General features: G+C 66.7%; 24 protein-coding genes. 10 read left to right on the top strand and 14 right to left on the bottom strand.

The features are described from left to right. Nucleotides 1-147 precede the first annotated feature (147 nt). The 8 genes from C7I36_RS03195 to C7I36_RS03160 all read right to left on the bottom strand — a co-directional run bounded on the left by C7I36_RS03195 (nucleotide 148) and on the right by C7I36_RS03160 (nucleotide 8373). On the bottom strand, nucleotides 148-2127 hold the full coding sequence (locus C7I36_RS03195; protein ID WP_245880019.1) for a putative bifunctional diguanylate cyclase/phosphodiesterase: 1980 nt from the start codon (nucleotides 2125-2127) through the stop codon (nucleotides 148-150). Next, nucleotides 2097-2624 carry a putative pterin-binding protein gene (locus C7I36_RS03190; RefSeq protein ID WP_219899591.1) on the bottom strand — a complete coding sequence of 176 codons (528 nt, stop codon included), beginning with the start codon at nucleotides 2622-2624 and terminating at the stop codon, nucleotides 2097-2099. Before C7I36_RS03190 ends, C7I36_RS03195 begins: the two co-directional genes overlap by 31 nt. 66 nt (nucleotides 2625-2690) lie before the next feature. Then, a complete protein-coding gene (locus C7I36_RS03185; protein ID WP_106452283.1) occupies nucleotides 2691-2840 on the bottom strand; it encodes a DUF2256 domain-containing protein in 150 nt (49 codons plus the stop codon). Between the two features lie 114 nt (nucleotides 2841-2954). Continuing rightward, nucleotides 2955-4898, bottom strand: a complete 1944-nt coding sequence (locus C7I36_RS03180; protein ID WP_106452282.1) for a bifunctional metallophosphatase/5'-nucleotidase — start codon at nucleotides 4896-4898, stop codon at nucleotides 2955-2957. Nucleotides 4899-4959: 61 nt separating this feature from the next. Next, nucleotides 4960-5829: a formyltetrahydrofolate deformylase gene (gene purU / locus C7I36_RS03175; protein ID WP_106452281.1), complete on the bottom strand. Its 870-nt coding sequence runs from the start codon at nucleotides 5827-5829 to the stop codon at nucleotides 4960-4962. An 86-nt stretch (nucleotides 5830-5915) separates the two neighbouring features. Beyond that, nucleotides 5916-6386, bottom strand: coding sequence for a GNAT family N-acetyltransferase (locus C7I36_RS03170; RefSeq protein WP_106452280.1), 471 nt, complete (start codon nucleotides 6384-6386; stop codon nucleotides 5916-5918). Nucleotides 6387-6430: 44 nt separating this feature from the next. After that, complete coding sequence (locus C7I36_RS03165) at nucleotides 6431-6745, bottom strand: hypothetical protein (RefSeq protein WP_146137300.1); 315 nt, start codon at nucleotides 6743-6745, stop codon at nucleotides 6431-6433. Further along, the gene (locus tag C7I36_RS03160) at nucleotides 6742-8373 is read right to left on the bottom strand and encodes a Na/Pi cotransporter family protein (RefSeq protein ID WP_106452278.1); all 1632 of its coding nucleotides are present in this window, start codon (nucleotides 8371-8373) and stop codon (nucleotides 6742-6744) included. Before C7I36_RS03160 ends, C7I36_RS03165 begins: the two co-directional genes overlap by 4 nt. Before the next feature lie 480 nt (nucleotides 8374-8853). On the opposite strand from C7I36_RS03160, the gene C7I36_RS03155 reads away from it, so the two are divergent. Next, entirely contained in the window at nucleotides 8854-10107 is a 1254-nt protein-coding gene (locus tag C7I36_RS03155) for a lytic murein transglycosylase (RefSeq protein WP_106452277.1), read from the top strand. A gap of 25 nt (nucleotides 10108-10132) precedes the next feature. Here C7I36_RS03155 and C7I36_RS03150 read toward each other — a convergent pair whose 3' ends face one another. Beyond that, a complete protein-coding gene (locus C7I36_RS03150; RefSeq protein WP_106452276.1) occupies nucleotides 10133-11911 on the bottom strand; it encodes a methyl-accepting chemotaxis protein in 1779 nt (592 codons plus the stop codon). Nucleotides 11912-12057: 146 nt separating this feature from the next. After that, complete coding sequence (locus C7I36_RS03145) at nucleotides 12058-12669, bottom strand: LysE family translocator (RefSeq protein WP_106452275.1); 612 nt, start codon at nucleotides 12667-12669, stop codon at nucleotides 12058-12060. A 107-nt stretch (nucleotides 12670-12776) separates the two neighbouring features. Between C7I36_RS03145 and C7I36_RS03140 the strand changes: the two genes are divergently transcribed. Beyond that, nucleotides 12777-13787 carry a GlxA family transcriptional regulator gene (locus tag C7I36_RS03140; protein WP_106452274.1) on the top strand — a complete coding sequence of 337 codons (1011 nt, stop codon included), beginning with the start codon at nucleotides 12777-12779 and terminating at the stop codon, nucleotides 13785-13787. Here C7I36_RS03140 and C7I36_RS03135 read toward each other — a convergent pair. Beyond that, nucleotides 13696-14049: a cupin domain-containing protein gene (locus C7I36_RS03135; protein ID WP_106452273.1), complete on the bottom strand. Its 354-nt coding sequence runs from the start codon at nucleotides 14047-14049 to the stop codon at nucleotides 13696-13698. The two genes, C7I36_RS03140 and C7I36_RS03135, sit on opposite strands and share 92 nt — an antisense overlap. A 99-nt stretch (nucleotides 14050-14148) precedes the next feature. Between C7I36_RS03135 and C7I36_RS03130 the strand changes: the two genes are divergently transcribed. The 5 genes from C7I36_RS03130 to hepT all read left to right on the top strand — a co-directional run bounded on the left by C7I36_RS03130 (nucleotide 14149) and on the right by hepT (nucleotide 17315). Further along, nucleotides 14149-14340 carry a hypothetical protein gene (locus C7I36_RS03130; protein WP_106452272.1) on the top strand — a complete coding sequence of 64 codons (192 nt, stop codon included), beginning with the start codon at nucleotides 14149-14151 and terminating at the stop codon, nucleotides 14338-14340. 110 nt (nucleotides 14341-14450) lie between these two features. Continuing rightward, nucleotides 14451-15434, top strand: a complete 984-nt coding sequence (gene trhO / locus C7I36_RS03125; protein ID WP_106452271.1) for an oxygen-dependent tRNA uridine(34) hydroxylase TrhO — start codon at nucleotides 14451-14453, stop codon at nucleotides 15432-15434. A gap of 147 nt (nucleotides 15435-15581) precedes the next feature. Continuing rightward, entirely contained in the window at nucleotides 15582-16466 is an 885-nt protein-coding gene (locus C7I36_RS03120; RefSeq protein ID WP_106452270.1) for a DMT family transporter, read from the top strand. Between the two features lie 44 nt (nucleotides 16467-16510). Then, complete coding sequence (gene mntA / locus C7I36_RS03115) at nucleotides 16511-16912, top strand: type VII toxin-antitoxin system MntA family adenylyltransferase antitoxin (protein WP_106452371.1); 402 nt, start codon at nucleotides 16511-16513, stop codon at nucleotides 16910-16912. Beyond that, a complete protein-coding gene (gene hepT / locus C7I36_RS03110) occupies nucleotides 16899-17315 on the top strand; it encodes a type VII toxin-antitoxin system HepT family RNase toxin (protein WP_181256280.1) in 417 nt (138 codons plus the stop codon). The genes mntA and hepT overlap by 14 nt, the downstream gene beginning before the upstream one ends. Here the strand turns inward: hepT and C7I36_RS03105 are convergent. The 3 genes from C7I36_RS03105 to C7I36_RS03095 all read right to left on the bottom strand — a co-directional run bounded on the left by C7I36_RS03105 (nucleotide 17312) and on the right by C7I36_RS03095 (nucleotide 19637). Further along, nucleotides 17312-18175, bottom strand: a complete 864-nt coding sequence (locus tag C7I36_RS03105) for an oxygenase MpaB family protein (RefSeq protein ID WP_106452269.1) — start codon at nucleotides 18173-18175, stop codon at nucleotides 17312-17314. The genes hepT and C7I36_RS03105 overlap by 4 nt on opposite strands. A gap of 1 nt (nucleotide 18176) precedes the next feature. After that, nucleotides 18177-19067 carry an EamA family transporter RarD gene (gene rarD / locus C7I36_RS03100; RefSeq protein ID WP_106452268.1) on the bottom strand — a complete coding sequence of 297 codons (891 nt, stop codon included), beginning with the start codon at nucleotides 19065-19067 and terminating at the stop codon, nucleotides 18177-18179. Between the two features lie 147 nt (nucleotides 19068-19214). Then, nucleotides 19215-19637: a VOC family protein gene (locus tag C7I36_RS03095; protein WP_106452267.1), complete on the bottom strand. Its 423-nt coding sequence runs from the start codon at nucleotides 19635-19637 to the stop codon at nucleotides 19215-19217. A gap of 108 nt (nucleotides 19638-19745) precedes the next feature. Here C7I36_RS03095 and C7I36_RS03090 point away from each other — a divergent pair, with 108 nt between their 5' ends. From C7I36_RS03090 to C7I36_RS03080, 3 genes are all read left to right on the top strand, one after another. Beyond that, a complete protein-coding gene (locus C7I36_RS03090) occupies nucleotides 19746-20594 on the top strand; it encodes a hypothetical protein (protein ID WP_106452266.1) in 849 nt (282 codons plus the stop codon). 76 nt (nucleotides 20595-20670) lie between these two features. Next, a complete protein-coding gene (locus C7I36_RS03085) occupies nucleotides 20671-22452 on the top strand; it encodes a bifunctional diguanylate cyclase/phosphodiesterase (protein ID WP_106452265.1) in 1782 nt (593 codons plus the stop codon). A gap of 203 nt (nucleotides 22453-22655) precedes the next feature. Next, nucleotides 22656-23675, top strand: a complete 1020-nt coding sequence (locus C7I36_RS03080; protein WP_106452264.1) for an amino acid ABC transporter substrate-binding protein — start codon at nucleotides 22656-22658, stop codon at nucleotides 23673-23675. Nucleotides 23676-23717 lie beyond the last annotated feature (42 nt).

The raw sequence follows: 23717 nt of genomic DNA, 5'->3' as shown, positions 1-23717 counted from the left end.
ATATTTGTTGTTGATTTAAAATTGTGATCTTTATCTCAATTTGAAAGGGAGCAACGGCAGGGCTGGCCGGGAACAAACCGGCCTGAAACACAGGGGTTGAGGATGGGCGCCCCGGCGCGTTGCCGGGGCAGACCGGGACGGCGCGGTTCAGCCGTCCCGGCCGGCCCCCGGCGGGCGGGCGCCGGCGACCAGCAGCGAGGGCAGTTCGGCCAGGGCCGGCGGGTATTCGAGCAGACGGCGGATTTCAATGATGCCGGCCGGGCGGGCCAGGTAATATCCCTGGAACAGATCGCACCCCAGGCTTTGCAGCATGGCCAGTTGGGCGGGTTCCTCCACGCCCTCGGCGGTTACCCTCATGTCCAGATGGTGGGCCAGGGCGATGATGGTACTGACCATGTTGACCGCCCGGGTGTCCCCCGGCAGATCCTGGATAAAGGACTTGTCTATCTTGAGCTTGTTCACCGGCAACTGGCGCAGGTGGCTGAAGGAGGAATAGCCGGTGCCGAAGTCGTCGAGGGCGATGCCCACCCCCATGCGCCGCAGCTCGGCCAGGGTGTCGACGGATGCCGCAGTGTCCCACAGGCTGGTGTCCTCGGTGATTTCCAGCACCAGGCAGTGGCAATCGATGCCCGTTTGCGCCAGGGTCTCGGACACCACCCGGGCCAGCCGTCCCCGGGCGAAGATATTGGGGCTGATATTGACGTTGACCTTGAGCCCCTCGAACCCTTCCCGGTGCCAGTCCCGCAACTGGCGGCAGGCACCGCGCAGCACCCATTCGTTGAGCGCCTCGGCCAGGCCGTGCTGCTCGGCCACCGCCACGATTTCGAGCGGCGGCACCTGGCCGTATTCCGGGTGCTGCCAGCGCAGCAGGGCCTCCACCGCCTCGACCCGCAGCGGCCCCAGGATGAAAATCGGCTGATAGTGGAAATACAGCTCGTTGCGCTCCATGGCGCCCTTGAGCTCCACCGCCAGCCGGCGGGCACGGATGCGCTGCTCGTTCATGCTCGGCTCGAATTCGCGGAAGGTGCCGCCCGCCTGGCCCTTGGCGTAATACATGGCGGTGTCGGCATGGCTGAGCAGCTCCGCCACCTTGCGGCCGTGCTCCGGATAGAGGCAACTGCCGATACTGGCCCGGGGCAGCAACTGGCCCGCCGGCAGGGTAATGGCCTCCCGCAGCAGGTGCCACATGCGCCGGGCCAGGGCCCGGGCGTCCCCTTCCCGGCGCAGCCCGGTCTGGATCACCACGAACTCGTCGCCGCCGATGCGCGCAACCAGCCCCTGCCCGGCCAGGCCGCGCTGCAGCCGTTCCGCCATGGCGCACAGCAGTTGGTCTCCCGCCTCGTGGCCCAGGCTGTCGTTGATTTCCTTGAAGTTGTCGAGATCGATCATGTGCAGGGCAAAGCGCCCCGGCTCCCTGCCCTGGCGCGCCAGCAATTGCTCCATGTACTGGTAGAAGCGGGCCCGGTTGGGCAGGCCGGTAAGGTTGTCGTGGTAGGCCAGGTAGTGGTTGCGCCGGTTTTCCCGCAACAGCAGCAACAGCAGCAGGCCCCCGCTCAGCAACAGGCCGCCCAGGTAGAACAGGGAACGCCGGCGGATGTCGTCGATCATGTCCAGCTGCTGCACCGAGCTGGTGGCGGAAAAATTGATGACGTTGAAATCGCGCGCCAGCTGGCGGACATGGTCCAGCTCCCGCTGCAGGGCCCGCACCGGCTCCGCCTGGCCGGCGGCCAGCCCGGCCACCGTCTCGTCGATGTCCGCCAGCCACTGCTGGATATGCTGCAACAGCGGCAGGGTGCCGGGCTGGGCCCGCAGGGGGGCGTTTTCGGCGCCGTGGAGCAGCACATCGATCCGGCTCCACAGCAGGTCGAAGCGCAGCTGCAGCTGGTCCGCCGGCAGCCGCCCGGTCGCCAGCCGGTCCAGCGCCTGGTCGAACTTGAGCAGCTCCATTTCCAGCTCGGAGCTGGCCCAGCCGATGGACTTGATGGTGGACGACACATAGCCGACCACCTCCAGATCCCGGTTGTAGCTGTATACCGAACTCAGCAGGAACAGCAGGCTGATCAGGGTGAGGATAAGCAGTTTGAAGCGCGCCACCGTCAGTACACTTCCATCCGGTTGATCTGCCACACCATCACCTCGTGGTACTGCTTGGTGTCCAGTTCGGGCACGTCCTTCAGGGGCAACAGCAGCCACAGCGGCCCCTTGTCGCGCACCCGCATCCGGATGCCGTCCTGATGGGTGGCCAGCAGCACCGGAAAGCGCTCGGCCAGGGCCACCGGCAGGTTGGCATGGAAGTCGTTGAGGGCGGTAATGCGTACCTGCCGGCCGCCGGCCTGCACCAGGGCGAGCAAATCCCGCACCAGCAGGCCCCGGTAATGGTGTTCGCCCCGGGTCCAGGGGGTATGGGTGGTGAACTCATGGCGGGGCAGCGCCTCCAGCATGGCCTGGTCGAATTCGGCGACGCCGGGGCTGTTGGTGTTGCCGATAAGGCCCGACACCCGCAGCACCACAGGGCCTTCGGCCGGCGGCAGCGCACCGGCCCAGGCGGGCAACAGCAGGCACCACAAGAGTCCCACCAGCCAGCGCCGGGCGGGCAGCAACGAAAAGGCGGCCTGGACGGACATGGGATCTCCTCTCTCGGGCGGTAACTGCCTAAAGTGTATATAGGGCCACCGTTTTTTGCCCGGAAATCACCTACCCGGCCGTCGCCGCGAACGGTTGCGCCGGCAGCGCTCGGAGCAGTAGCGTACCTGCTCCCAGTCCCGCGCCCATTTTCGGCGCCAATCGAAGGGCCGCCCGCACAGGGCGCAGAGTTTCGACGGCAGCGGCCTGTTGCCCATGCAATTTACTCCTTGGGAGATTTCGGCATCAGACCGCCCGCCGATCTGCCGGCTTGCACTAAAAAAAACGGGCCCGGCCGTGCAACGGCCGGGCCCGGGCACAAACACCCCGGCTCAGAGCCGGTTCAGGACCACCCCGGACTCGGGCAGGGCGGTCAGCACCGGTCGCTGCTCGCGGACATAGTCCACAAAGGCCTGGGCATCGGTGTTGCAGCGCACGCCGTCGGCCTGGCAGTCGAGCGGCTGGTTGATGTAGTGCACCTGAACGCCGCCGCCCTGGGTCCGGCTCAGCCTGGCCACCGGAAAGGCCGCCAGCTTGCCGTTGACCCAGGCCAGGTCGATGCGGTCGGTCAGCACCTGCTGGGCCTCGAACAGGGTGTTCCAGCCGTCGTTGCCGGAGGCGTGGTAGCCGTTGATGACCACCTGGTAGCTGGCATCCGGATCGAGCCGCTGCCACTGGCCCTGGTTGAAATACTCGATGCGCCGCAAAAAGCCCCTGTCCCTGCCGGTTTCGTCGAACTGGTAGCGCAGTCCGGCCACATAGGGGAATTTGCCGGTGTGGGCGCCCTCGGGCAGGGAGGCATTGATGGTTTCCAGCAGCAGGCCCGCCACCTGGCGCCCGGTGAGGGACACCAGGCTGAGGGCGTTGGCAAAGGGCAGCATATCCAGGGTGACGTCGCCTTCCTTGATCTCGCCGGGCGCAAGATCGGTGCGCACGCCGCCCGCGCCCAGCAGGGCGAAGTCGGCACGCCGTCCGGTCACCGCCTGCACCGCCGGGGTATTGACCCAGTACAGCTGGCTGGCGGCCACCAGCGGGGCGACGTCTGATCCCTGGCCGTCCACCGGCAGCCGGCGATGGCGCAGCAGCCCGGGCACATGGCCGATCACCTGGCCGTAAGCCTGCAGCAGGGCCGGCCGGTACTGTTCGTCGATATGGGCGCGCAGCGCCGGATCCTCTTCCACCAGGGCGATATTGGGCGCGGCCGCCACCGCCTCGGCCAGCCGCTGCTGGGTGGCGTCGTCAAACCGGTGTTGCTCCCCCCGGCGGATGTCCCGGTAGAATACCCGGTCCGCCAGCAGGGTGTTGCCGCCCTCGCAGCGGCTGACCCGGCCGTCGGGGGTGAAGGTCACCTGCACCCGGCCCATGGCCTGGGCATGCTGGCCGGCCTGCACCACACAGGTACGGCCCCGGCCGTCCTGGTTGGTGAACAGCCGGGCATAGGGTTCGCCCTCGCCCAAGCCCAGGTTGCTGAAATCCCCCAGCAGGCTGTGGGAATGGCCGCCGACGATGACGTCGATGCCGTTGACTTCCCGGGCCAGGCGCTGGTCCCGCTCCAGGCCGAGGTGGGTCACGGCAACGATGTGCTTGACGCCCTGCTCGCGCAGCGCCCTGACGGTGCGCTGGGCGGCCTCGACTTCCCGTTCGAACACCAGCTCGCCCACCGTGGCGGCTATCTCGGGCATGTCTTCCAGCACCAGGCCGATCACCGCCACCACGGGATCGCGGCCGGCGTCCTTCACCCGCTCGATGCGCTCCTTGTCGTGGCCGTCGAAGGCATAAAGTACATAGGGCCTGAGGTTGTCGAGTTCCGCCAGGTGCGGATCCCGGCCGGCATCCAGGTTGGCGGCCAGCACCGGGAAATCGACACCGGCGATAAAGGCCGCCAGCCGTTCGTTGTCGAGATCGAATTCGTGGTTGCCGAGCGCCATGGCGTCGAACTGCAGCCGGCTCAGCACATCGGCGTTCATGGCGCCCTGGTTGAGCCGGAAGTAGCCGCTGCCCTGCCAGGCATCGCCGCCGTGCAGCAGCAACAGCGGCTGGTCCGCTTCCCGGGCCTGGCGGCGCAGCTCGCCGGCGTATTGCTGCAGCCGGGGGTGGCCGCCCAGCCGGGTATAGACCTCGGTGCCGTCGAGCCGGAGCCGGGCGTCGCTGGGGTCGAAATGGGAGTGGGTGTCGTTGACATGGGCCAGGGTCAGGGTGAAGGGCTGGTCCGGCTGCTGACTGGCGCAACCGGTCAGCGCCAGGGCCAGTACCCCGGCCAGGATGGATTTGTTCATGAAAGCATAGGCTCCGTTGATTGAATCTTGCCGGGGCCGGGACGCGCGCCCCGGCGCCGGCTCAGCTGGTGAAGACCACCGTTTTGCCGTTGTGCAGGAACACCCGTCGTTCGATATGGTACTGCACCGCCCGGGCCAGGGTGATGCACTCTATGTCCCGTCCCTTGGCGATCAGCTGTTCCGGGTAGTGGCTGTGATCCACCATTTCCACCCCCTGGGTGATGATGGGGCCTTCGTCCAGATCATTGTTGATGTAGTGTGCTGTAGCCCCCACCAGCTTGACCCCCTTGTGATAGGCCTGGTGGTAGGGCTTGGCGCCCTTGAAGCCGGGCAGCAGGGAATGGTGGATATTGATGGCCCGGCCGCTGAGCTGCTCGCACAGGGCCGGGCTCAGCACCTGCATGTAGCGCGCCAGCACCACCAGGTCCGCCTCGCACTCGCGCACTATGCCGAGTACCTGGGCTTCCTGCTGCTCCCGGTTGGCCTCGCTCACCGGCAGGTGGTAATAGGGAATATGGTGCCAGTCGGCCAGCCGCTGCAGATCCGGGTGGTTGGAGATGATGGCCGGGATCTCGATGGCCAGCTGGCCAGTGCGGTAGCGGTACAGCAAATCGTTCAGGCAGTGATCGAATTTGGACACCAGGATCACCACATTGGGCCGGTAGCTGCTGGCCACCAGCTCCCACTGCATGCCGAACTGTTCGGCCCGGGGCAGGAAACCGGCGCGAAAGCCGTCTTCGTCGAAGGCGGTGTCCCGGGGCGGGCGGAACTCGGCGCGGATGAAAAAGTGCTCGCTGAGCACGTCGTCGAAGGTCTGCATTTCGACCACGTAACAGCCTTGCTCGCGCAGGTAGCGGGTCACCACATCCACGGTGCCCAGGCTGCCCGGGCAATGGGCGGTGAGGTAATAGGTGTCTTTCGGCTTGGCCACGACGGCTCTCCCTGTTGCTCGAATCACGTTGGCGGCGGGCCGCTATTGTGCGGTAAAGCGCCGCGTTTCGCCAGCCGCCAAGGGCACTAATCCAGGGCTTTTTCCATCAGGAAACGGGTGAAGGCCTGGCCGCCGCGGATCGCCTCCTGCTGGCTTACAAGGCGAAAACCGCGCTGCTCGAACACCGGCCGCGACAGCACGCTGGCGTCGGTGCCGAGCCGACTCACGCCGCGCCGCCGGGCCTCCTGCTCCAGTTCGTCGCACAACCGCCCGGCCAGGCCGCGCCCGGCATGATCGGCCAGCACATACAGCAGGGCCAGGTGGTGGTCCGGGTTCAGGGTGGCGAAGGCCACGGGGATATGGTGCAGCGTCATCACCCGGGTATAGCCGTGGCGCACCAGTCGGCTGAAATCCTCCGGGTACAGGTAGGGGTAGGATGCCCAAACCGATACCTGCTGGTCGCTGTAACCACGCCGTCCCTGTCCCATGACGGCGTCGTGATAGATAAGCTCCAGGCTGCTGTAGTCGGTTTCCTGATAGTCTCTGCTCAGGTACATGGCGGCGGTATGGCTCCGTGTCGGGAATATAAGAGTGGGCTGGGTTAATTCTTGCGTTTTGCCGCGGGCTTGTCCAACCATTGCAGCCGCAGTTCCCGGCGGCGGGCGCTGAAAGCCAGCACGCCGCCCGCCAGGCACACCATGAGGCCGAAGATCCAGGCCGGCGCCGGCCCCCACAGCATGACGCCGGAGCCGGACAACAGCAGCACAAAGCCCATCAGCTTGGCGCGGGTGGCCCGGCCGTTGACGCCCAGCCGGGCCTGGCAGTGGGGGCAGCGAAAATGCACATCGAGCCCCCGGCTTTCCCGTTCGGTTACCTGGGCGGGGCGGATCATTTGCTCACAACGGGGACATTTCACGCGGTTTCCTCATCGGCTAGGGGGTCGGGGCCGGCCTCGACCAGGCTGCCCGGGGGGATTTTGTCCTCACCGGCCAGGCCCTGCAAGTAAAACAGACAACGTTCGCCATGGTAACTGAGCCGCTCGCAGCTGCGGGCCAGGGTCAGCCCCTCCAGGGTGGCCTCCATCGCCCGCCGGCGGGTGGCCGAGGCCTGCAAAATGGACAAGCGGATATCCTGGTTGTGGCCGCGCAGGGCCTGCAGGGCCGGTTCTATTTCCTCTTCCTGCCGGTGGTCGGTCAGGGCCTGGGCGGCGTTGAGCAGCAAGCTGGCCAGCTCCCGGGCGTGCTGGCTGAGCGGGATGATGGCCTCGACCTCGGGCTGCCAGCGGATCTTGAGCGCCTCGTGGGCGCTCTGGCGCACATGATCGAGCAGGTGCAGGCAGGCGTTGAGCCGGTTCAGCACCTCCCCTTCCGCCTCCGGCAGCCGGGCCAGGTAGCGGGCCACCACCTCGGCGGCGTCCCGGGCCTCGTCCAGGTTGGCCACCACGAAACCGGCCTCCTCGTTGCGCAGCCGGGCGGCGGCGTTTTGCAGCACCACCTGGGCGCACTGGCGCAGGGTGCCGTGGGCCGCCTCCACCGCCAGGGAGGGCACCACCTGCATGCTGGCATCGAGGTGGCGGGTCAGGGCGGGCCGAGGCTCCGGCAACAGCCGTTCGGCCAGGGCCGCCAGCTGGGCGGTAAAGGGCAGGAACAACGCCGCCCCCAGCAGGTTGAACAGGGTATGGAAGGCGGCCAGGGTCAGGGCCTGGTGATCGCCCAGGCCGTCGCCGGTGAGCCAGTCGGCCAGCCAGATAAGCAGCGGCAGAATAAAGAAGGCCAGGGTGCCGGCCCCGATATTGAACAGGATATGGATAAGGGCGGTGCGCTTGGCGGCGACGGTGGCGCCGATGGCGGCCAGGGCGGCGGTGAAGGTGGAGCCCAGGTTCTGGCCGATCACCATGGCCCCGGCCTGCTCCAAAGACAGGGTGCCCGTGGCCAGGGCGGTCAGGGTGATGGCGAGGGCGGCGCTGGAGGACTGCATCAGCAGCGTCATCACCAGTCCCACCAGCAGCAGCATAAAGCGCGCCCCCAGGGTGGCGGCGCCGAACCGGCTGAGATCGATGCGCTCCGCCAGCCCGCCCATGCCGCCCTGCAGCAGGTCCAGCCCCACGAACAGCACCCCGAAGCCGGCCAGGGCGATACCGGCCGAGGCGAGCCGCCCCCGGCCCAGCAGCCGCAACAGCACGCCGACGCCGACCAGGGGCAGCAGCAGGCTGCCGATGGACAGCTTGAGCCCGAGCAGGGACACCAGCCAGCCGGTGCTGGTGGTGCCCAGGTTGGCGCCGATCACCACGCCGATGGCCTGGCTCAGGGACAGCAGGCCGGCGGACACGAAACCGATGGTGGCCAGGGTGGTGGCATGGGAAGACTGCACCAGGGCGGTGATGGCCGCCCCGCTCAGCACCGCCTTGAGCCTGGAGCCGGTGAGCCGGCCCAGGGTGGTGCGCAGCCGGTCCCCGGCCAGGGCGGTCAGCCCCTCGGTCAGCAGTATCATGCCCAGCAAAAACAGGCCGATGCCGCCGAGCAGGGTGCCGATGATGGTGAACATGGTGAAACAGCTCCACTGCCAATGATGCCCACGAACCGCCGCGGGCCCGACAAAACCGCGATGATAACAAAGCCTTGCCGGACTGGCTGCCGGGACGGGCGGATTTTGCCGTTTTTTTGCTAGGGTTAAGACAGGAGTCGGCACAGGAACCCGCCATGATCCCCTTTCGCCATCGACGCGCCGCCGGGGCGGCCCTGGCCAGGGCACTGCGCCATTACCGGGGCCGGCGCGGCTGGTGGTGGCGGTGCCGGTCGGTTCAACCGAGGCGGCGGCCCGGATCCGGGCCCTGGCGGACGAATTCGTCGCCCTGCGGGTGAGCCCGGCATTCGGCTCGGTCGGCCAGTATTATCTCGACTTCGGCTAGACCGAAGACCAGGAGGTCCGGGACCTGCTGGCTGAGGCGGCCACCCGCAATCCCCTTTAATTTTTTCCGGCTTGGGATATGCTGCGGGCAGTCAAGCCAACAGACGGGATAACAATGTGAAGCCTACCTACCTCAGTGCCCTGGTGATCGGCGCCGTGCTCAGCGGTTGCGCCGGCCAGGCCGAAACCTCCCAGCCCGCCGCGGCCACCGCCCCGGTCCCGGCCGCGCAGCCGACACTCGGCGCCGACAGCTACCGCGCCTTCGCCGACTGGCGCCGCGATTTTCGCCGCCGGGCCCTGGCCGAGGGGATCCGCCCCCAGGTGTTCGATCTCGCCTTTCGCGACGTCACCCTGAACCAGGAGGTAATGCGCCTGGACGGCCGCCAGGCCGAGTTTACCAAGCCGATCTGGGAATACCTGGACACCGCCGCCTCCGCCAGCCGGGTCGACACCGGTCGCCGGCAGTGGCAACGGCTGGCCGACACCCTCGACGCCATCACGGCCCGCTACGGGGTGGACGCCCAGGTGGTGCTGGCCGTCTGGGGCATGGAAACCAACTATGGCTCCTACCGGGGCAATACCTCCACCATAGAGGGGCTGGCCACCCTGGCCTACGAGGGACGCCGGCGCAGTTTCGCCGAAACCCAGCTGCTGGCGGCGCTGCGGATCCTGCAGTCGGGCGACACCGGCCCCGAGCAGATGCGCGGCTCCTGGGCCGGCGCCATGGGCCATACCCAGTTCATGCCCACCAGTTATCTGGAATACGCCCAGGACTTCGACGGCGACGGCAGGCGCGATATCTGGGGCGAGGATCCCACCGATGCCCTGGCCTCCACCGCCTATTACCTGAGCCGTTTCGGCTGGCGGCAGGGCGCGCCCTGGGGCCTGGAGGTGGTGTTGCCGGCGGGCTTCGACTACGCCCAGGCGGATCCCGATCGCCGCCGCCCGGTGGCCGACTGGCGCGCCCTCGGCCTGACCACCGCCGACGGCCGGCCGCTGCCGGATCACGGCCCGGCCTCCCTGCTGGTGCCGGCCGGCGCCCAGGGCCCGGCCTTTGTGCTGTTCGACAACTTCCGGGTGATCCGCCGCTACAACAACGCCACCGCCTACGCCCTGGGCGTGGGCCACCTGGCCGACAAGCTGGCGGGCGGCGGCGAGTTCCGCGCCGCCTGGCCGCGCCACGAGCGCACCCTGAGCCGGGCCGAAAAACAGGAGCTGCAACAGCGGCTGACCGCCCTCGGCTTCGATACCCGGGGCGCGGACGGCGTGATCGGTCCCAATACCATGAGCGCCATCCGCGCCTTCCAGCAGTCCGCCGGCCTGGTGGCCGACGGCTACGCCAGCGAGTCGCTGCTCAAGCAACTGCGCTGAGAAAGCCCGCAGGCGGCCCTGTTGTTCAGGCCGCCTTGTCCGCCAGCAGCAGGCCGGCTTCAAATCCGATGATGAGCGAACCCCAGTGGCGCCCGTCCACATAGAGGGGGATCGACAGATCGTTGAGCACCTCGCCGGTATTGCGGATATAGGTTTGCAGCAGGAAGGGCTTCTGGTGGTTGCAGCGCCGCCGTTCCTGGCGGCTGACGTTGAACATCCGCCGGTTGCGGCAGCGCAGGTTGTCCTGCTCGGGATCGCCGCCGGGCGGCTGGGAGCAGTGGCTGTGGTGCACCGGAATATAGCCCCGGGTGTCGACCGCCACCGCATAGATGAACTCGGGATGCTCGCGGATAAAGCTGTCGTACAGCGCCTGCAGGGTGGCTTCCACCCGATCCACGTACCCGGTGGTGAACTGGGCCGGCTGCCGCCCCGGGTTGAGGGGGCGGTATTGCTGGTCGAACAGGTTGACGCCGCCTTGCTGGAACTGCTCCATGGCGCGGCCGACCTGCTGCGCCCACCGCCGCCCGAGCCCGGTGATCCGCTCAAAATCCCCCTGGCCGACGATAAACTGGGACAACAGCTCCATGGTCGCCTCGGTCGAGCTTTCGAGCGCGTCGGAAAAGTCCCGGGAGTGGCTCATGCTGTCCTTCATGGTGCTCGACAGGCCGGCAATGGACTCCACGTGCTGGTGCGATTCCCGGTTGGTATAGGACAGCTCGTCGAGGGCGGCGGAAATGGTGGTGAGCTGCTGGTTCATCTGTTCGAAATCCAGCACCATGGCGCCGAACTGGCGCTGGTTGCGGTTCATGAAGGCGCCGGTCTCGCGGATATGCTCGCGGATCACCTCGGCGCCGTCCCGGGTCGACTGCACCAGGTCGGTCATCTCGCCGATGTTACGGTGGATTTCCTGGGTCGCCTCGCCCACCTTCCGGGCCAGGTTGCGCACCTCGTCGGCCACCACCGCAAACCCCCGGCCCGCCTCCCCGGCCCGCGCCGCCTCTATGCTGGCATTGAGCGCCAGCAGGTTGGTCTGCTCGGAAAAATCCCGCACCAGGCCGAGGATGCTCTCGATATTGCTGGAATTCTGGCTGAGGGTGGCCACGGTGCGGCCGAAGGCCTCGGTGAGTTCCTCCACCGAGCGGATTTTGTCGGTAGCCAGGCTGAGTTCTTCGCTCGACTGGCGCACCTCTTCCAGGTTGTGGGTGGTCTGCTGGCTGATCTGCACCGTGTTGGTGGCGATCTCCTCCACCGCCGCCGTGGCCTGGCGGCTGGACTCGAAGATGTGGCGGGCCATCTGCTCCTGCTCGGCGGACGAGCCCCCGGCCTGGGCGATCAGTTGCTGCAGCCGGGTGGCATTGACCGCCACGCTGACCGAGTTGCGCCTGGCCTCGCTGATCATGGCCCTCAGCTTGTCGGCAAACTCGTTGTAACTGCGCGCCATGGTGGAAATTTCGTCAAAGGTGTAATCGGGCAGGGTGGCGGAAATGTCGCCGTTCTGATCCTGAACCGCCTGCAGGGCGGCGGTGATATCCTTGATCGGGCGCACGAAAATCTCGCGCATGAACCAGATGATAAAACCGGCCAGCAGCAGGCCGGCGGCCAGCCCGGCCCAGATCCAGCCGCGCAGCTGGCCGATGAGCGGGGCCATCTCGGCGCCGGGCGCCAGCTGTTGCAGGCGGTCGAGGTAGAACAGGGTCAGTCCGGCCAGCAACAGCAGGGGCAGCTGCAAGGCCACCACATTGCCCACGATTTTGCGGGTCAGGGTATACCAGAAGGTTTTTTCTATGGTGCGGTAGAGGTTCATCCTGAGGCTCTCGTTGTCGGTCGTTCCTGGAAGAAGACGTAATTTTCCATTTCAATCGCAACATTCTATGCCATCCCCACGACCGCACCAGCTGCGATGGATCAAACTTTGACGCGGCTCCCGTCCCGCCGCCCGGGCCCCTGACCTCAGCGACTCAGGGGCAGCCAGGCACCGAGCAGCACGAACACGCCGCCGCAGGTGCGGTTGAACCCCCGTCCGGCCCGGGCCAGCCAGCCCGAAACCCGGCCGGCGCAGCCGGCAATCAGCCCTTCGGTCAGCGCCTCCACCAGCGCAAAGGTCAGCGCCATGATCAGGAACTGTCGCCACAGGCCGGCGGCGGGATCGATGAACTGGGGCAGAAAGGCGGCGAAAAACAGCAGCGCCTTGGGATTGGCCAGGGCCGACAGCAGTCCCTGGCGGGCCAGGGCCCAGCCGGTAGCCACGCCTGCCGGGGCGCCGAAACCGCCGCCCGGCGCCGGCGAACGCCAGACCTGGATGCCGAGCCACACCAGGTAAAGACCGCCCACCACCTTCATCACCAGCAGCAGCTCCGCCGCCAGGCTCAGCAGGGAAGCGATGCCGAACATGGACAGGCCGATCACCCCGATAAAACCGACAGCGCCGCCGGCGATGGTGGCCAGGGTACGACCCGGGCCGTAGAGGGCGCCATGGGTCAGGGCCAGCAGGCTGTTGGGGCCAGGGGTGAGGGACAGGCCGATGCTGGCGGCAAGATAGAGGAGCCAGGTGTCGAGGGTCATGAGGATTCTCCGTAACAGGTCAGGGCGCCATTATCCGCTTCGCTCGCTCTTGAAATACCAGCCAAAAAAGACATAAATAAGGCTTTTTTGGACATAACGGAGCGCCCATGGCCCCCGATGTTGGCTTTTTGCTGCTGCCCCTGCCCGGCTTTGCCCTGCTGCCCTTTGGCGGCTTTCTCGACAAGCTGCGCTTTTCCGCCGACGACGAGGACAACAGCCGCCAGCGCCACTGCCGCTGGCGGATCCTGGGCCTGACGGAAGGCGAAACGGTCACCGCCAGTTGCGGGGTGCAGGTGCTCACCCAGGCCGGCGCCCGGGAGGTGGACTGGTCCCGCTACCAGTACCTGGTGATCTTCGGCGGCCGGGAGGCCGAGTCGACCCGCCGCCTGGCTCCCCGCTACCGGGGCCTGCTGCGCCTGGCCCGGGCCCACGGCCTCAGCCTGGCAAGCATCGACAACGCCTGCTTCCTGCTGGCCGAGGCGGGGCTGCTGGCGGGCCACCGGGTGGCGGTGCACTGGCGCCATGCGCGGGAGTTCGCCACCGCCTTTGCCGACATTCCCATGGCGCGGGATCGCCTCTATCTGCTCGACGGCCGGCGCATCAGCTGTGCCGGCGGCACCGCCGCCATCGAGCTGGCCACCGAACTGCTGGCCCGCCACTGCGGCCGGGAGCGGGCGCTCAAGGGGCTGGCGGACATGCTGGTGGACGAAACCCGGGATCGGGGCCACCGGCTGCGCTCCCTCACCGCCGAGGCCGGCACCGATCGCCACCTGGTCTGCGCCCTGGCGCTGATGCGCCAGTACCTGGGCTCGGCCATGACGGTCGCGGCCCTGGCCGAGGAGGTGGGCGTGGGCCGGCGCCAGCTCGACCGGCTGTTTGTGGCCCGTTTCGGCCACCCGGCCCGGGCCCACTGGCAGGAGCTGCGCCTGCGTCACCTGGCCTGGCGACTGCTGCACAGCCCCCTGCCCCTGGCCCGCCTGGCCGAGGAGGTCGGCATGGGGGACGCCAATCACCTGGCCCGGCGGTTCAAGGACCGCTTTGGCCTGACGCCGGCCCGCTATCGCCGGCAAAAAACACCGCCAGCCACAGGGTATCCCGCTGGGGATGCGTCCAGTTGACCCGGTGCCGGCGATGGGCGGCGATGGTCAGCCAGTCGCCGGGGCCCAGGCGGCGGCGTTCGGCGGGTGCCTGCAGCTCCAGCTCCGCCTCCCCCGACAACAGCAGCACGAACTCGTGCTCGTCCTGGTCGTACCAGAATCCCTCGGGGGAGCCATGGCCCCGGGAGAGGATGCGCTCGATACGACAGCCGGCGCCGCCCGCCAGGACCTGGATCAGTTCCTCGGGCAACTCGGCGGGGATGTCCTTAAACACATTGTTCATAGGTCGCCTTTCAATGATCACAAAAATGAAACCTACGTTCGACACCGGGGCGCCGGACGTGCTCTACTGGCCACGATTCTGACCCGGGGAGGCCCTGCCATGAAAGAAAAGGATTTGCTGTTTTTCCAACCCCTGTGGCGGCGCCTGGCCGTTACCCTGTTCTGCGCCGGCTGGGCGAGCTGGGAATGGCTCAATGGCCAGACGCTGTGGGGCCTTATCGTCAGCGGCATCACCCTGTACTGCTACTGGACCCTGTTCCACACCTTTGAGCCACGGCGGGAACCGGACTAGCCCGCGGCGGGTGCCGCCCGCCGCCGCGCTCTGGTATGATGGCGCCGCCCGGGCCCGGCCGTCCGGCATCCCCCCACTGACGCGCCTGGCCGGCGCCGGAGAACTCGCCCATGCCCCAGATCGTGGTTTGCGCCCTGTACAAATTCGTTAGCCTGAACGACCACGAGGCGCTGCGCGAGCCGCTGCTCGCCCTGCTCGACGCCGAGCGGATCCGCGGCACCCTGCTGCTGGCGGCCGAGGGCATCAACGGCACCGTGGCCGGCTCCCGCGCCGCCATCGACCGGCTCCAGGCCTGGTTCGCCGCCGATCCGCGCTTTGCCGGCATCGACTACAAGGAATCCCTGAGCGAAACGCAGCCCTTCTACCGCACCAAGGTCAAGCTGAAGCAGGAAATCGTGACCCTGGGGGTCGAGGGCATAGATCCCCGCCGGGTGGTGGGTACCTATGTGGAGCCCAAGGACTGGAACGCGCTGATTTCCGACCCGGAGGTGGTGGTGATCGACACCCGCAACGACTACGAGGTGGAGATCGGCACCTTCAAGGGCGCCGTCAATCCCCATACCGAGAGCTTTCGCGAGTTTCCGGACTATGTGAAAAACAACCTGGATCCGGCCAAACACAAAAAGGTCGCCATGTTCTGCACCGGCGGCATCCGCTGCGAGAAGAGCACCGCCTACCTCAAGGAGCAGGGCTTCGACGAGGTCTATCACCTGCACGGCGGCATCCTCAAGTACCTGGAGGAAGTGCCCGAGGAAGACTCCCTGTGGCAGGGCGAGTGCTTCGTGTTCGACAACAGGGTGACGGTGGATCACCGGCTGCAGCCGGGCCATTACCAGCTGTGCTCCGCCTGCCGGGCGCCGTTGTCCCGGGACGACCTGCAAAGCCCCCATTATGAGCACGGCGTCAGCTGCCCCCGTTGCCACGACCGGCAGACCCCGGAGCAGCGCCGCCGCTACGCCGAGCGCGAGCACCAGCTGCAACTGGCGCAAGCGCGGGGCGAGGCCCATATCGGCAGCGACGCGGTCGAGGCCGCCGAGCGGCACCGGGCGGAAAAACTCGCCCGCAAGCGGCAGCAGCAGGCCCGCAAGGGCTGAGCACGGCGGTATTTTTCCTCGACGGAAAGAGCGAGTGTCAGCTATTGCGGCGTGTCGGCAGAGTTGGCCCTTTGGCCGACTTGCCTGGAAGATCAGGACATTGTCAATAAACAAAAGAATCAGAAATCACTAAATCAGAGCCCATTGATGTTGTGGATCCCCTTTACCCTGTTCGCCGCCCTGATGCAGGCCTGGCGCAACGCCTTCCAGAAACAGCTGAGCCAGGAGGCCGGCGCCACCGCCGTGACCCTGGCGCGCTTCGTGCTGGCCGGGCCCATCGCCGCCCTCTACCTGTGGCTGCTCTACCGCTGGCAGCCCCAGCAGCCGCTGCCCGATATCAGCCTCCCTTTCGTCGCCTACATAGTGGCGGCGGCGCTGAGCCAGATCCTGGCCACCGCCCTGATGGTGCGGCTGTTCCAGCTGCGCAACTACGCGGTGGGGGTGGGGCTGGCCAAGAGCGAGGCGATACTGGCGGCGGCCCTGGGGGTGTTCTTCTTCAGCGCCCCGCTCACGCCCCTGGGCTGGCTGGGGGTGCTGGTAGGCGGCCTGGCGGTGTGGCTGCTGAGCGGCCTGCGCCGGGCCGTGGGCGGCCCCGTCCCGCCGGCCACCCTGCTGATGGGCCTGGGCAGCGGCCTGGCCTTCGCCCTCACCTCCCTGTGGGTGCGGGAAGCCAGCCTGGTGCTGGGCCTGCCCTTTCCCTTCGGCGCCGCCTGGGTATTGCTGCTGGTGATTTCCCTGCAGACCCTGGTGCTGCTGCTCTGGCTGGGGCTGCGCGATCCCGCCGGCCTCACCGCCCTCTGGCGCCGGCCGGGGCTGACCTTGCTGATCAGCCTCAGCAGTTGCCTGGGCTCCATCGGCTGGTTCAGCGCCATGAGCCTGGAAAGCGTGGCCCTGGTCAAGACCCTGGGCCAGATAGAGGTGCTGTTCACCCTGATGATCTCGGCCTGGTACTTCCGGGAGAAGCTGGGCCGACAGGATCACTGGGGCCTGGCGCTTATCGTGCTGGCCGCCCTGTGCGTGATGTGGGCCTGAGCCGGTGCTAAGCTAAGCCCATTCGGAGCAAGGGGAGTACGATGATGTCATTTTCCTGTGAGCAACTGGCAGCACGGCTGGAGCAGCTCTGCCCCAGCCTGTCGTTCGCCTACCTGTTCGGCTCCCAGGCCAGCGGCCGGCAAAGGGAAGACAGCGACATCGACATCGCCATCTTTACCACCGAGCCCCTGTCGGCCCAGGCGCGTTGGCAACTGGCCCAGCAACTGGCCCGGGAGTGGAACCGGGAGGTGGATATCGTCGATCTGCGCCGTTGCTCCACCGTGCTGCGCCTGCAGATCGTCACCGAAGGCCGGGTCATCATCGACAAATACCGGCAAACCCCGGCATTCGACACCACCACCATCAGTATGTATCAGCACCTGCAGGAATCCCGTGCCGGGCTGATTGAAGACTTTGTGAAAAAGGCCACCCATGACCGCCATTGACGACGTCCTGCTCAACAAGGCCGCCACCATCAAGCGCTGCCTGCAACGTATCCAGGAAGAGTACCGGCAGGAGCCGCAGGCCCTGAAGCAGGACTTTACCCGCCAGGATTCGGTGATCCTGAACCTGCAGCGGGCCTGCGAAGCCGCCATCGACATGGCCAACCGCTACCTGCGCCTGCATCAGGCCGGCATTCCCCAGAGCGCCCGGGACGCCTTCCGGCTGCTGCATGAACAGGGGGTGATAGACGAAAACCTGAGCCACAGCCTGCAGGCCATGGTAGGCCTGAGAAACATAGCGGTGCATGACTACCAGGAGCTGAACCTGGATATCCTGATCAGCGTGCTGGACCACCACCTGGGCGATTTCGAGTCCTATCTTGCCGCCGTGCTGGGCCACGCCTAGCCCATCCGCCGCCATGCCCGGTGGGAGGCGCCGTTGCGTACCGCCCAACGCAGCACCAGGGCCAGGGCGTGCACGCCAAGGCGCACGCCGCGTCGCTCCAGCCCGCCCAGTTGCCGCCCGCTCATCGCCAGCGCCCAGGGCGGCAGCAGATCCATACCCGCCTTCATCAGGAGCCCCACCAGGGGCCGGGCCACCGGACTGGGCGCCGGTGCCGCCAGCAGCAGCCGGAAGATCTCGGCGGTGCGTTCATCGAACCGCAGCTCGGGACTCATCCGCTGCAGGTACAGCTCGATATCATGCCGGGTTTTGGGTACGCCTTGCGCCCCCAGGGCCTCGGCCACCCGGGCGGCCTCGGCGAAGTAGCGGTCCTGCCCGGCGATGCTCAGGCCGGGATTGCAGTAGCGCAGGTGGGCCGCCATAAAGCAGCTCACCTCCGCCACGTGCACCCAGGTCAGCAGGGCCGGATCGTCCGCCGCATAGGGCCGGCCGTCCGCCGCCACCCCCGTTACCCGGCGGTGGATGCCCTTCACCCGTTCGATCAGTCGCTCGGCGTCTGCCCGGGGGGCGAAGGTGGTGGCGGCGATAAACTGGCTGGTGCGGCGCAGCCGGCCCGGCATGTCTTCCCGGAAACGGGAGTGATCCCAGACCCCGGCCAGGGCCAGGGGATGCAGCATCTGCAGCATCAGGGCGCCGATGCCGCCGCACAGCATGGCGGTAAAGTCGCCGTGCACCCGCCAGATCACCGACGCCGGGCCGAACAGGCCCGGATCTCCCCTGGGGTGCTCGTAGTCGATGTCACCCAGCGCCAGCCCGGTCACTCCCATTACCTGGCGCTCAAGGCGTTGTCGCAGCCGTTCCATGTCAGCGGAAGGGATAGCGGCGGAAGGACCATACCCGGCGTACACCTTCCAGGATCAACAACCCCACCGCGAACCAGATGGCGATATAGGTCGGCCACTCCTCGGCGGCGATGCTCTCCCCCAGCAGCAGGGACACGAACACCAGCAGTATCGGCTCCACATAGCCGAGCAGGCCGAACAGGCTGAAGGGCAGGTAGCGGGTGGCGATAAGATAGCTGACCAGGGCCAGGGCGCTGAGCATGCCCAGCCCGATCACCAGCCAGATCAGGGCCGGCCGCTCGGCGAACAGGGCGAGCGGCTCGCCGCCCGCCAGCACGAACGCGCTGGCCGCCGGCAGCAGCAGCGTCATGTCGAGCCAGAGCCCGCCCAGGTTGTCGGAGCCCAGAAAGCGGCGCCAGACGAAATAGAACGGGTAGCCGATGGCCACCACCAGGGTCTCCCAGGACACGCCCCCCGCCTGCCACAGCTCATTGGCCACACCGACGGCGGCGCAGGCCACCGCCAGCCATTGCAGCCGGCTCGGCCGCTCCTTGTAGAGAAACCGGCCGAGCAGCACCAGTACCAGGGGCATCATAAAATAACCGAGCGACACCGGCAGGCCGCGGCCGTTGAGCGGCGCCCACATAAACAGCCACAGCTGCACCCCCACCAGGGCGGCGGACAGCGGCAGCCCGGCCAGCAGCCAGGGCCGCCGCCGGACCTTGTGCCACAGCGCCGGCAGCAGCCGCCAGTCGCCGCTCAGCCACAGGAACAGGCTGACACAGGGCAGGGTCAGCAACATGCGCCAGCCGAAAATCTGCTCGCCGCTCAGCGGCCACAGCAGGCTGGCATAGTAATACAGCACCGCAAACAACACCGACGACAGCACCGACAGCCCGACCCCTTTGCTCACCCTTTTCTCCCGCCTTGTGATAATTATTCTAAACGGGGCGCATGCTACCAGTTTTGTCGTAAAAGATTGAGCCGGCGCCAAAAATAAAGCCGGGTACGGAACCAAAACACAGCGGATATGGCTGGCCGGTGCGGCAACCGCAGCGCTTTAGTCGGTGGCGAACAGGCTGGCCGGATCGCGAAATGCCTTGAATTCCAGGGCATTGCCGCTGAAATCATGGAAAAACATGGTTTTTTGCTCGCCGGGCTGGCCGGCAAAACGCAGATAGGGCTCGATAACAAAGGGAACGCCGGCGGCGCGCACCCGCCCGGCCAGCTCATCGAAGGCCTGCCACGCCAGCACCACTCCAAAATGGGGCACCGGCACCTGCTGCCCGTCGACCGGATTATGGTGGGCCGTTTCCGGGGCCGGCGCGAGATGGGCCACTATCTGGTGGCCGAACAGGTTGAAGTCGATCCACTGCTCGCTGCTGCGGCCCTCGGCACAGCCAAGGATGTCGCCATAAAACCGGCGTGCCGCCGCCAGATCGTGCACCGGAAACGCCAGGTGGAAGGGGGATAATGTGGACATGCTGCCTCCTCGGTGAGGGTATGGGTGAATTTTCGGTTGAATCCCGCTACAACATAGCGCATATCTTCCTCATCCGGGTCTCGCCGGCAATGTTCAGGAAAGCCGACCATGCGTTTTTTTGCCTTTTTACTGCCCGCCCTGCTCGCCGGCTGCGCTGTCGCCGGGGCGCCCGTGCTGTCCCTGGTCCCTTTGGCGGAGTTTCCGCCCGCCCTGAGCGAAAGCTCCGGCCTGGCGCCCTGGGGTGATGGCTTTGTCAGCCACAACGACAGCGGCAACACCGCCGAGCTGGTGTTGTTCGACACCACCGGCGGTGGCCTCCGCCGGCTACCGGTCCCCGTCCCCAACCGGGACTGGGAAGACATTGCCCGGGCCGGTCCTCACCTTTACCTGGCCGATACCGGCAACAACGGCGGCCGGCGCCGGGACCTGCGGCTGTACCGGCTGAGCCTGGCCGAGCAGGGCGTGACCCGGGTCGACATCCTGCCCCTGCGCTATGAGGAGCAGCGCCATTTCGCCCCGCCCCGCCACCAGCACAATTTCGACGCCGAAGCTCTGGCCTGGGTGGAAGGCGAGCTGTGGCTGCTGACCAAGCGCTGGCTGGATCAATACAGCAGCCTCTATGTGGTGCCCGCCGGCAAGGATGAAGGGGCGCTGGCCGAACGACAGCGGTTCAACCCGCGCATGCTGGTCACCGGAGCCGACTACGACGCGGCCAGCCACACCCTGCTGCTGGTCGGCTACGAGCGCCGCTGGCTCGGGCGCCGGGCCTTCGTCTGGCTGTATCCGGTGCGCGACGGGCGCATCGACGAAAGCGCCGGGCAACGATGGGGACTGGAGTGGACCGGCCAGTTCGAGGCCATCGCCCTGGGGGCGGACGGCCACCTCTACCTGACCCGGGAAGGACGCGGGCCCCAGCTGTTTCGCAGCCAGGCCGCCCTGGCCGAGCTGTTGCCCTGAACCACCGCCGGATTGTCATATTGCCTTCATCCAACTGCCATATAGTGCCGCCCATAGTGTGGTAACTGGTGTGAATATGACGGTGTTGACCTGTGTGAGCGATTCCCTGCCCTCCCTGATAGCCCAGCGGCGGTTGCGGCCCCTGTTCCAGCCCATAGTGGACACCCGGGCCGGACGCATCCTCGGCCACGAGGCCCTGATCCGCGGTCCGGCCGGGCACCGGCTGGAGTTTCCCGGCGAGCTGTTCGCCGAGGCGCGCCACTGCGGCCTGCTGTCGGAGCTGGATCTGGCCTGTCGCGAGGCGGCGCTGCAGCGCTATCACGAGCAGGGCATGGAGGGGCTGTTGTTCGTCAACGTCAACCCCAATGTGCTGCTCGACAAACATCATCCCAGGGGCTCCACCCGCCGCCTGTCCCAGGCGCTCGGCATCGCCCCGGACCGCATTGTGATCGAGTTGTCGGAACAGTATCCGGTGCAGGACACCGAGGGGCTCAAGGCGGCGGTGCGCCGCTATCGGGAGCTGGGCCTGCGGATTGCCATCGACGACCTCGGGGCCGGTTATTCGGGCCTGCGGCTGTGGTCGGAAATCAAGCCCGACTATGTCAAGATCGACCGCTATTTCATCCAGCACATCCACCAGGATCCGATCAAACGGGAATTTGTGCAGAGCATCATCACCCTGGCCCGGGGCATGCAGTCGAAGGTGATCGCCGAGGGCATAGAAACCCGGGAAGAGCTGGAGCAGCTGCAGGCCATGGGCGTGGACTACTGCCAGGGCTACCTGCTCGGCCGCCCCGCCGCCGAGCCGGCCCGGCCACCCCGGGCGCTCGCCGCCGTACGCGACGACCGGGGCCTGAGCCGGCACCGGGAAACCGTGGCCATGCTGGCTCGCCCGGCCCTGGCGATGGGAGTGGACGACACCCTGCACCAGGCCTTTGAGCTGTTGCTGGCGGACGACCGGCTGCATTCGATTCCGGTGCTGGACGCGGGCCGTCCGGTGGGCATGCTGCGCCGGGCCAAGATCATGGAGCTGTTTTCCGCCCCCTTCGGCCGCGCCCTCTACGCGGGCAAGCCCCTGCGCCTGGCGATGGACGCCCAGCCCGTGGTGGTCGACTGGCAAACCTCCCTGGAGCAGGCCAGCGGCCTGATCACCGACGACGACGACGTCGCCGCCCAGCATTTTATCGTGACCCGGGACGGCGCCTATTACGGCCTGGGCTCGGTGCGCGGCCTGCTGCGCAACATTACCGAGCAGCGGCTGCTGCACGCCCGCTACGCCAACCCGCTCACCCTGTTGCCGGGCAACGTGCCCATCTACCGGGAAATCGACGATGCCCTGCAACAGGAGCGGGATTTTTATGTGGCCTATTTCGATCTCAACCATTTCAAGCCCTACAACGACGTTTATGGTTACGCCCAGGGCGACAGGGTGATCCAGTGGGTAGCCCGCCTGTTGCAGGAGATGATCGTCGGCGCCGGCCAGTTTCTCGGCCATGTGGGCGGCGACGACTTTGTGGCGGTCTTTGACGGCCAGTGCGGCTGGCAGACACTGTGCCGGCGCATCATCGAGCGTTTTGGCGAGGAAATCGGCCAGTTTTACCGGGCCGAAGACCGGCTGCGCCAGGGGATAGTGGCGCACGCCCGCAGCGGCGAGCCGCAATGTTTCCCGCTGCTCGGCATCGCCATCGGCGTGGTGCACCCGGATCCCCGCCGTTGCCAGTCCCACCACGACGTGGCGGCCCTGGCCTCGGCCGCCAAGCAGGCGGCCAAGCGCCATCCTCACAGCAGTTGTTGCTTCAGCGCCGAACGCTTCCCCTCTCCCGGTTACCGAAACACCATGATCAACGCCGTCCGCTGATAAAACCGCAACAACAGATTACTTTTTAACCAAAAAACTGACCAATCCGCCTGCCCGGGCGGATTTAACCAGATCCCCTTCTAATTTTTACCTAATTTTAACAACTTGTTGATACCGTTGTGCTAAAACTCTAGGCAGGCATCGGAGTGTTATGCCTTTAACGAATAAAGCTATCTGCCAACGCCATTCAAGAGGAAGTGACTATGACAGGCAAAGGAAAAACGGCTCTTTTTGTAGCGACCACCCTGGCCCTGGGACTGTCCCAGGCACAGGCCGCCACCCTCGACTCGGTCAAGGAAAGGGGCGTGCTCAAGTGTGGCGTCAACAGTGGCCTGCCCGGCTTTTCCAACCCGGACGACAAGGGCGCCTGGAAGGGACTGGACGTGGATCTGTGCCGGGGCATCTCCGCCGCCGTGTTCAATGACCCGGACAAGGTGCAGTACATTCCGCTCAATGCCAAGGAACGCCTCACCGCCCTGCAGTCCGGCGAAATCGACGTACTCTCCCGCAACACCACCTGGACCTCCAGCCGCGACACCGATCTCGGCGTCAACTTTACCGGGGTCAACTATTACGACGGCCAGGGCTTCCTCATCAACAAGAACCTGGGGGTGAGCAGCGCCAAGGAGCTGGACGGCGCCGCCATCTGCATCCAGTCGGGCACCACCACCGAGCTGAACGTGGCCGACTATTTCCGCCGCAACGGCATCGGCTATACCGCGGTCGTGTTCGATACCTCGGAACAAACGGTACAGGGGCTGGAAGCGGGCCGCTGTGACGTGCTGACCTCGGATCTGTCCCAGCTCTACGCCCTGCGCATCAAGCTGTCCAAGCCCGACGAGGCCGTGGCCCTGCCGGAAGTGATTTCCAAGGAGCCCCTGGGCCCGGCGGTACGCCAGGGCGATGACCAGTGGTTCAACGTGGTCAAGTGGGTGCATTTCGCCATGGTCAACGCCGAAGAGCTGGGCGTGACCCGCGCCAACGTGGACGAGATGCTCGCCAGCGACAACCCCGACATCCGCCGCCTGCTGGGCCAGGACGCCGACTTCGGCAAGGGCATGGGACTGTCCAAGGACTGGGCCTATCGCATCATCAAGCAGGTCGGCAACTATGGCGAGGTGTTCGAGGCCAACGTCGGCCAGGGCTCGCCGCTGAAGATAGAGCGCGGCCTCAACGCCCTGTGGACCGACGGCGGCCTGCAGTACGCACCGCCGGTACGCTGACGATCCGGTCTCTCCCGTCATGGGCCGTTCCGGTGGAGCGGC

Source organism: Zobellella taiwanensis, assembly GCF_003012795.1.
In the GTDB taxonomy this organism is placed as follows: domain Bacteria; phylum Pseudomonadota; class Gammaproteobacteria; order Enterobacterales; family Aeromonadaceae; genus Oceanimonas; species Oceanimonas taiwanensis.
This window is presented reverse-complemented; position numbering and strand designations above follow the sequence as displayed.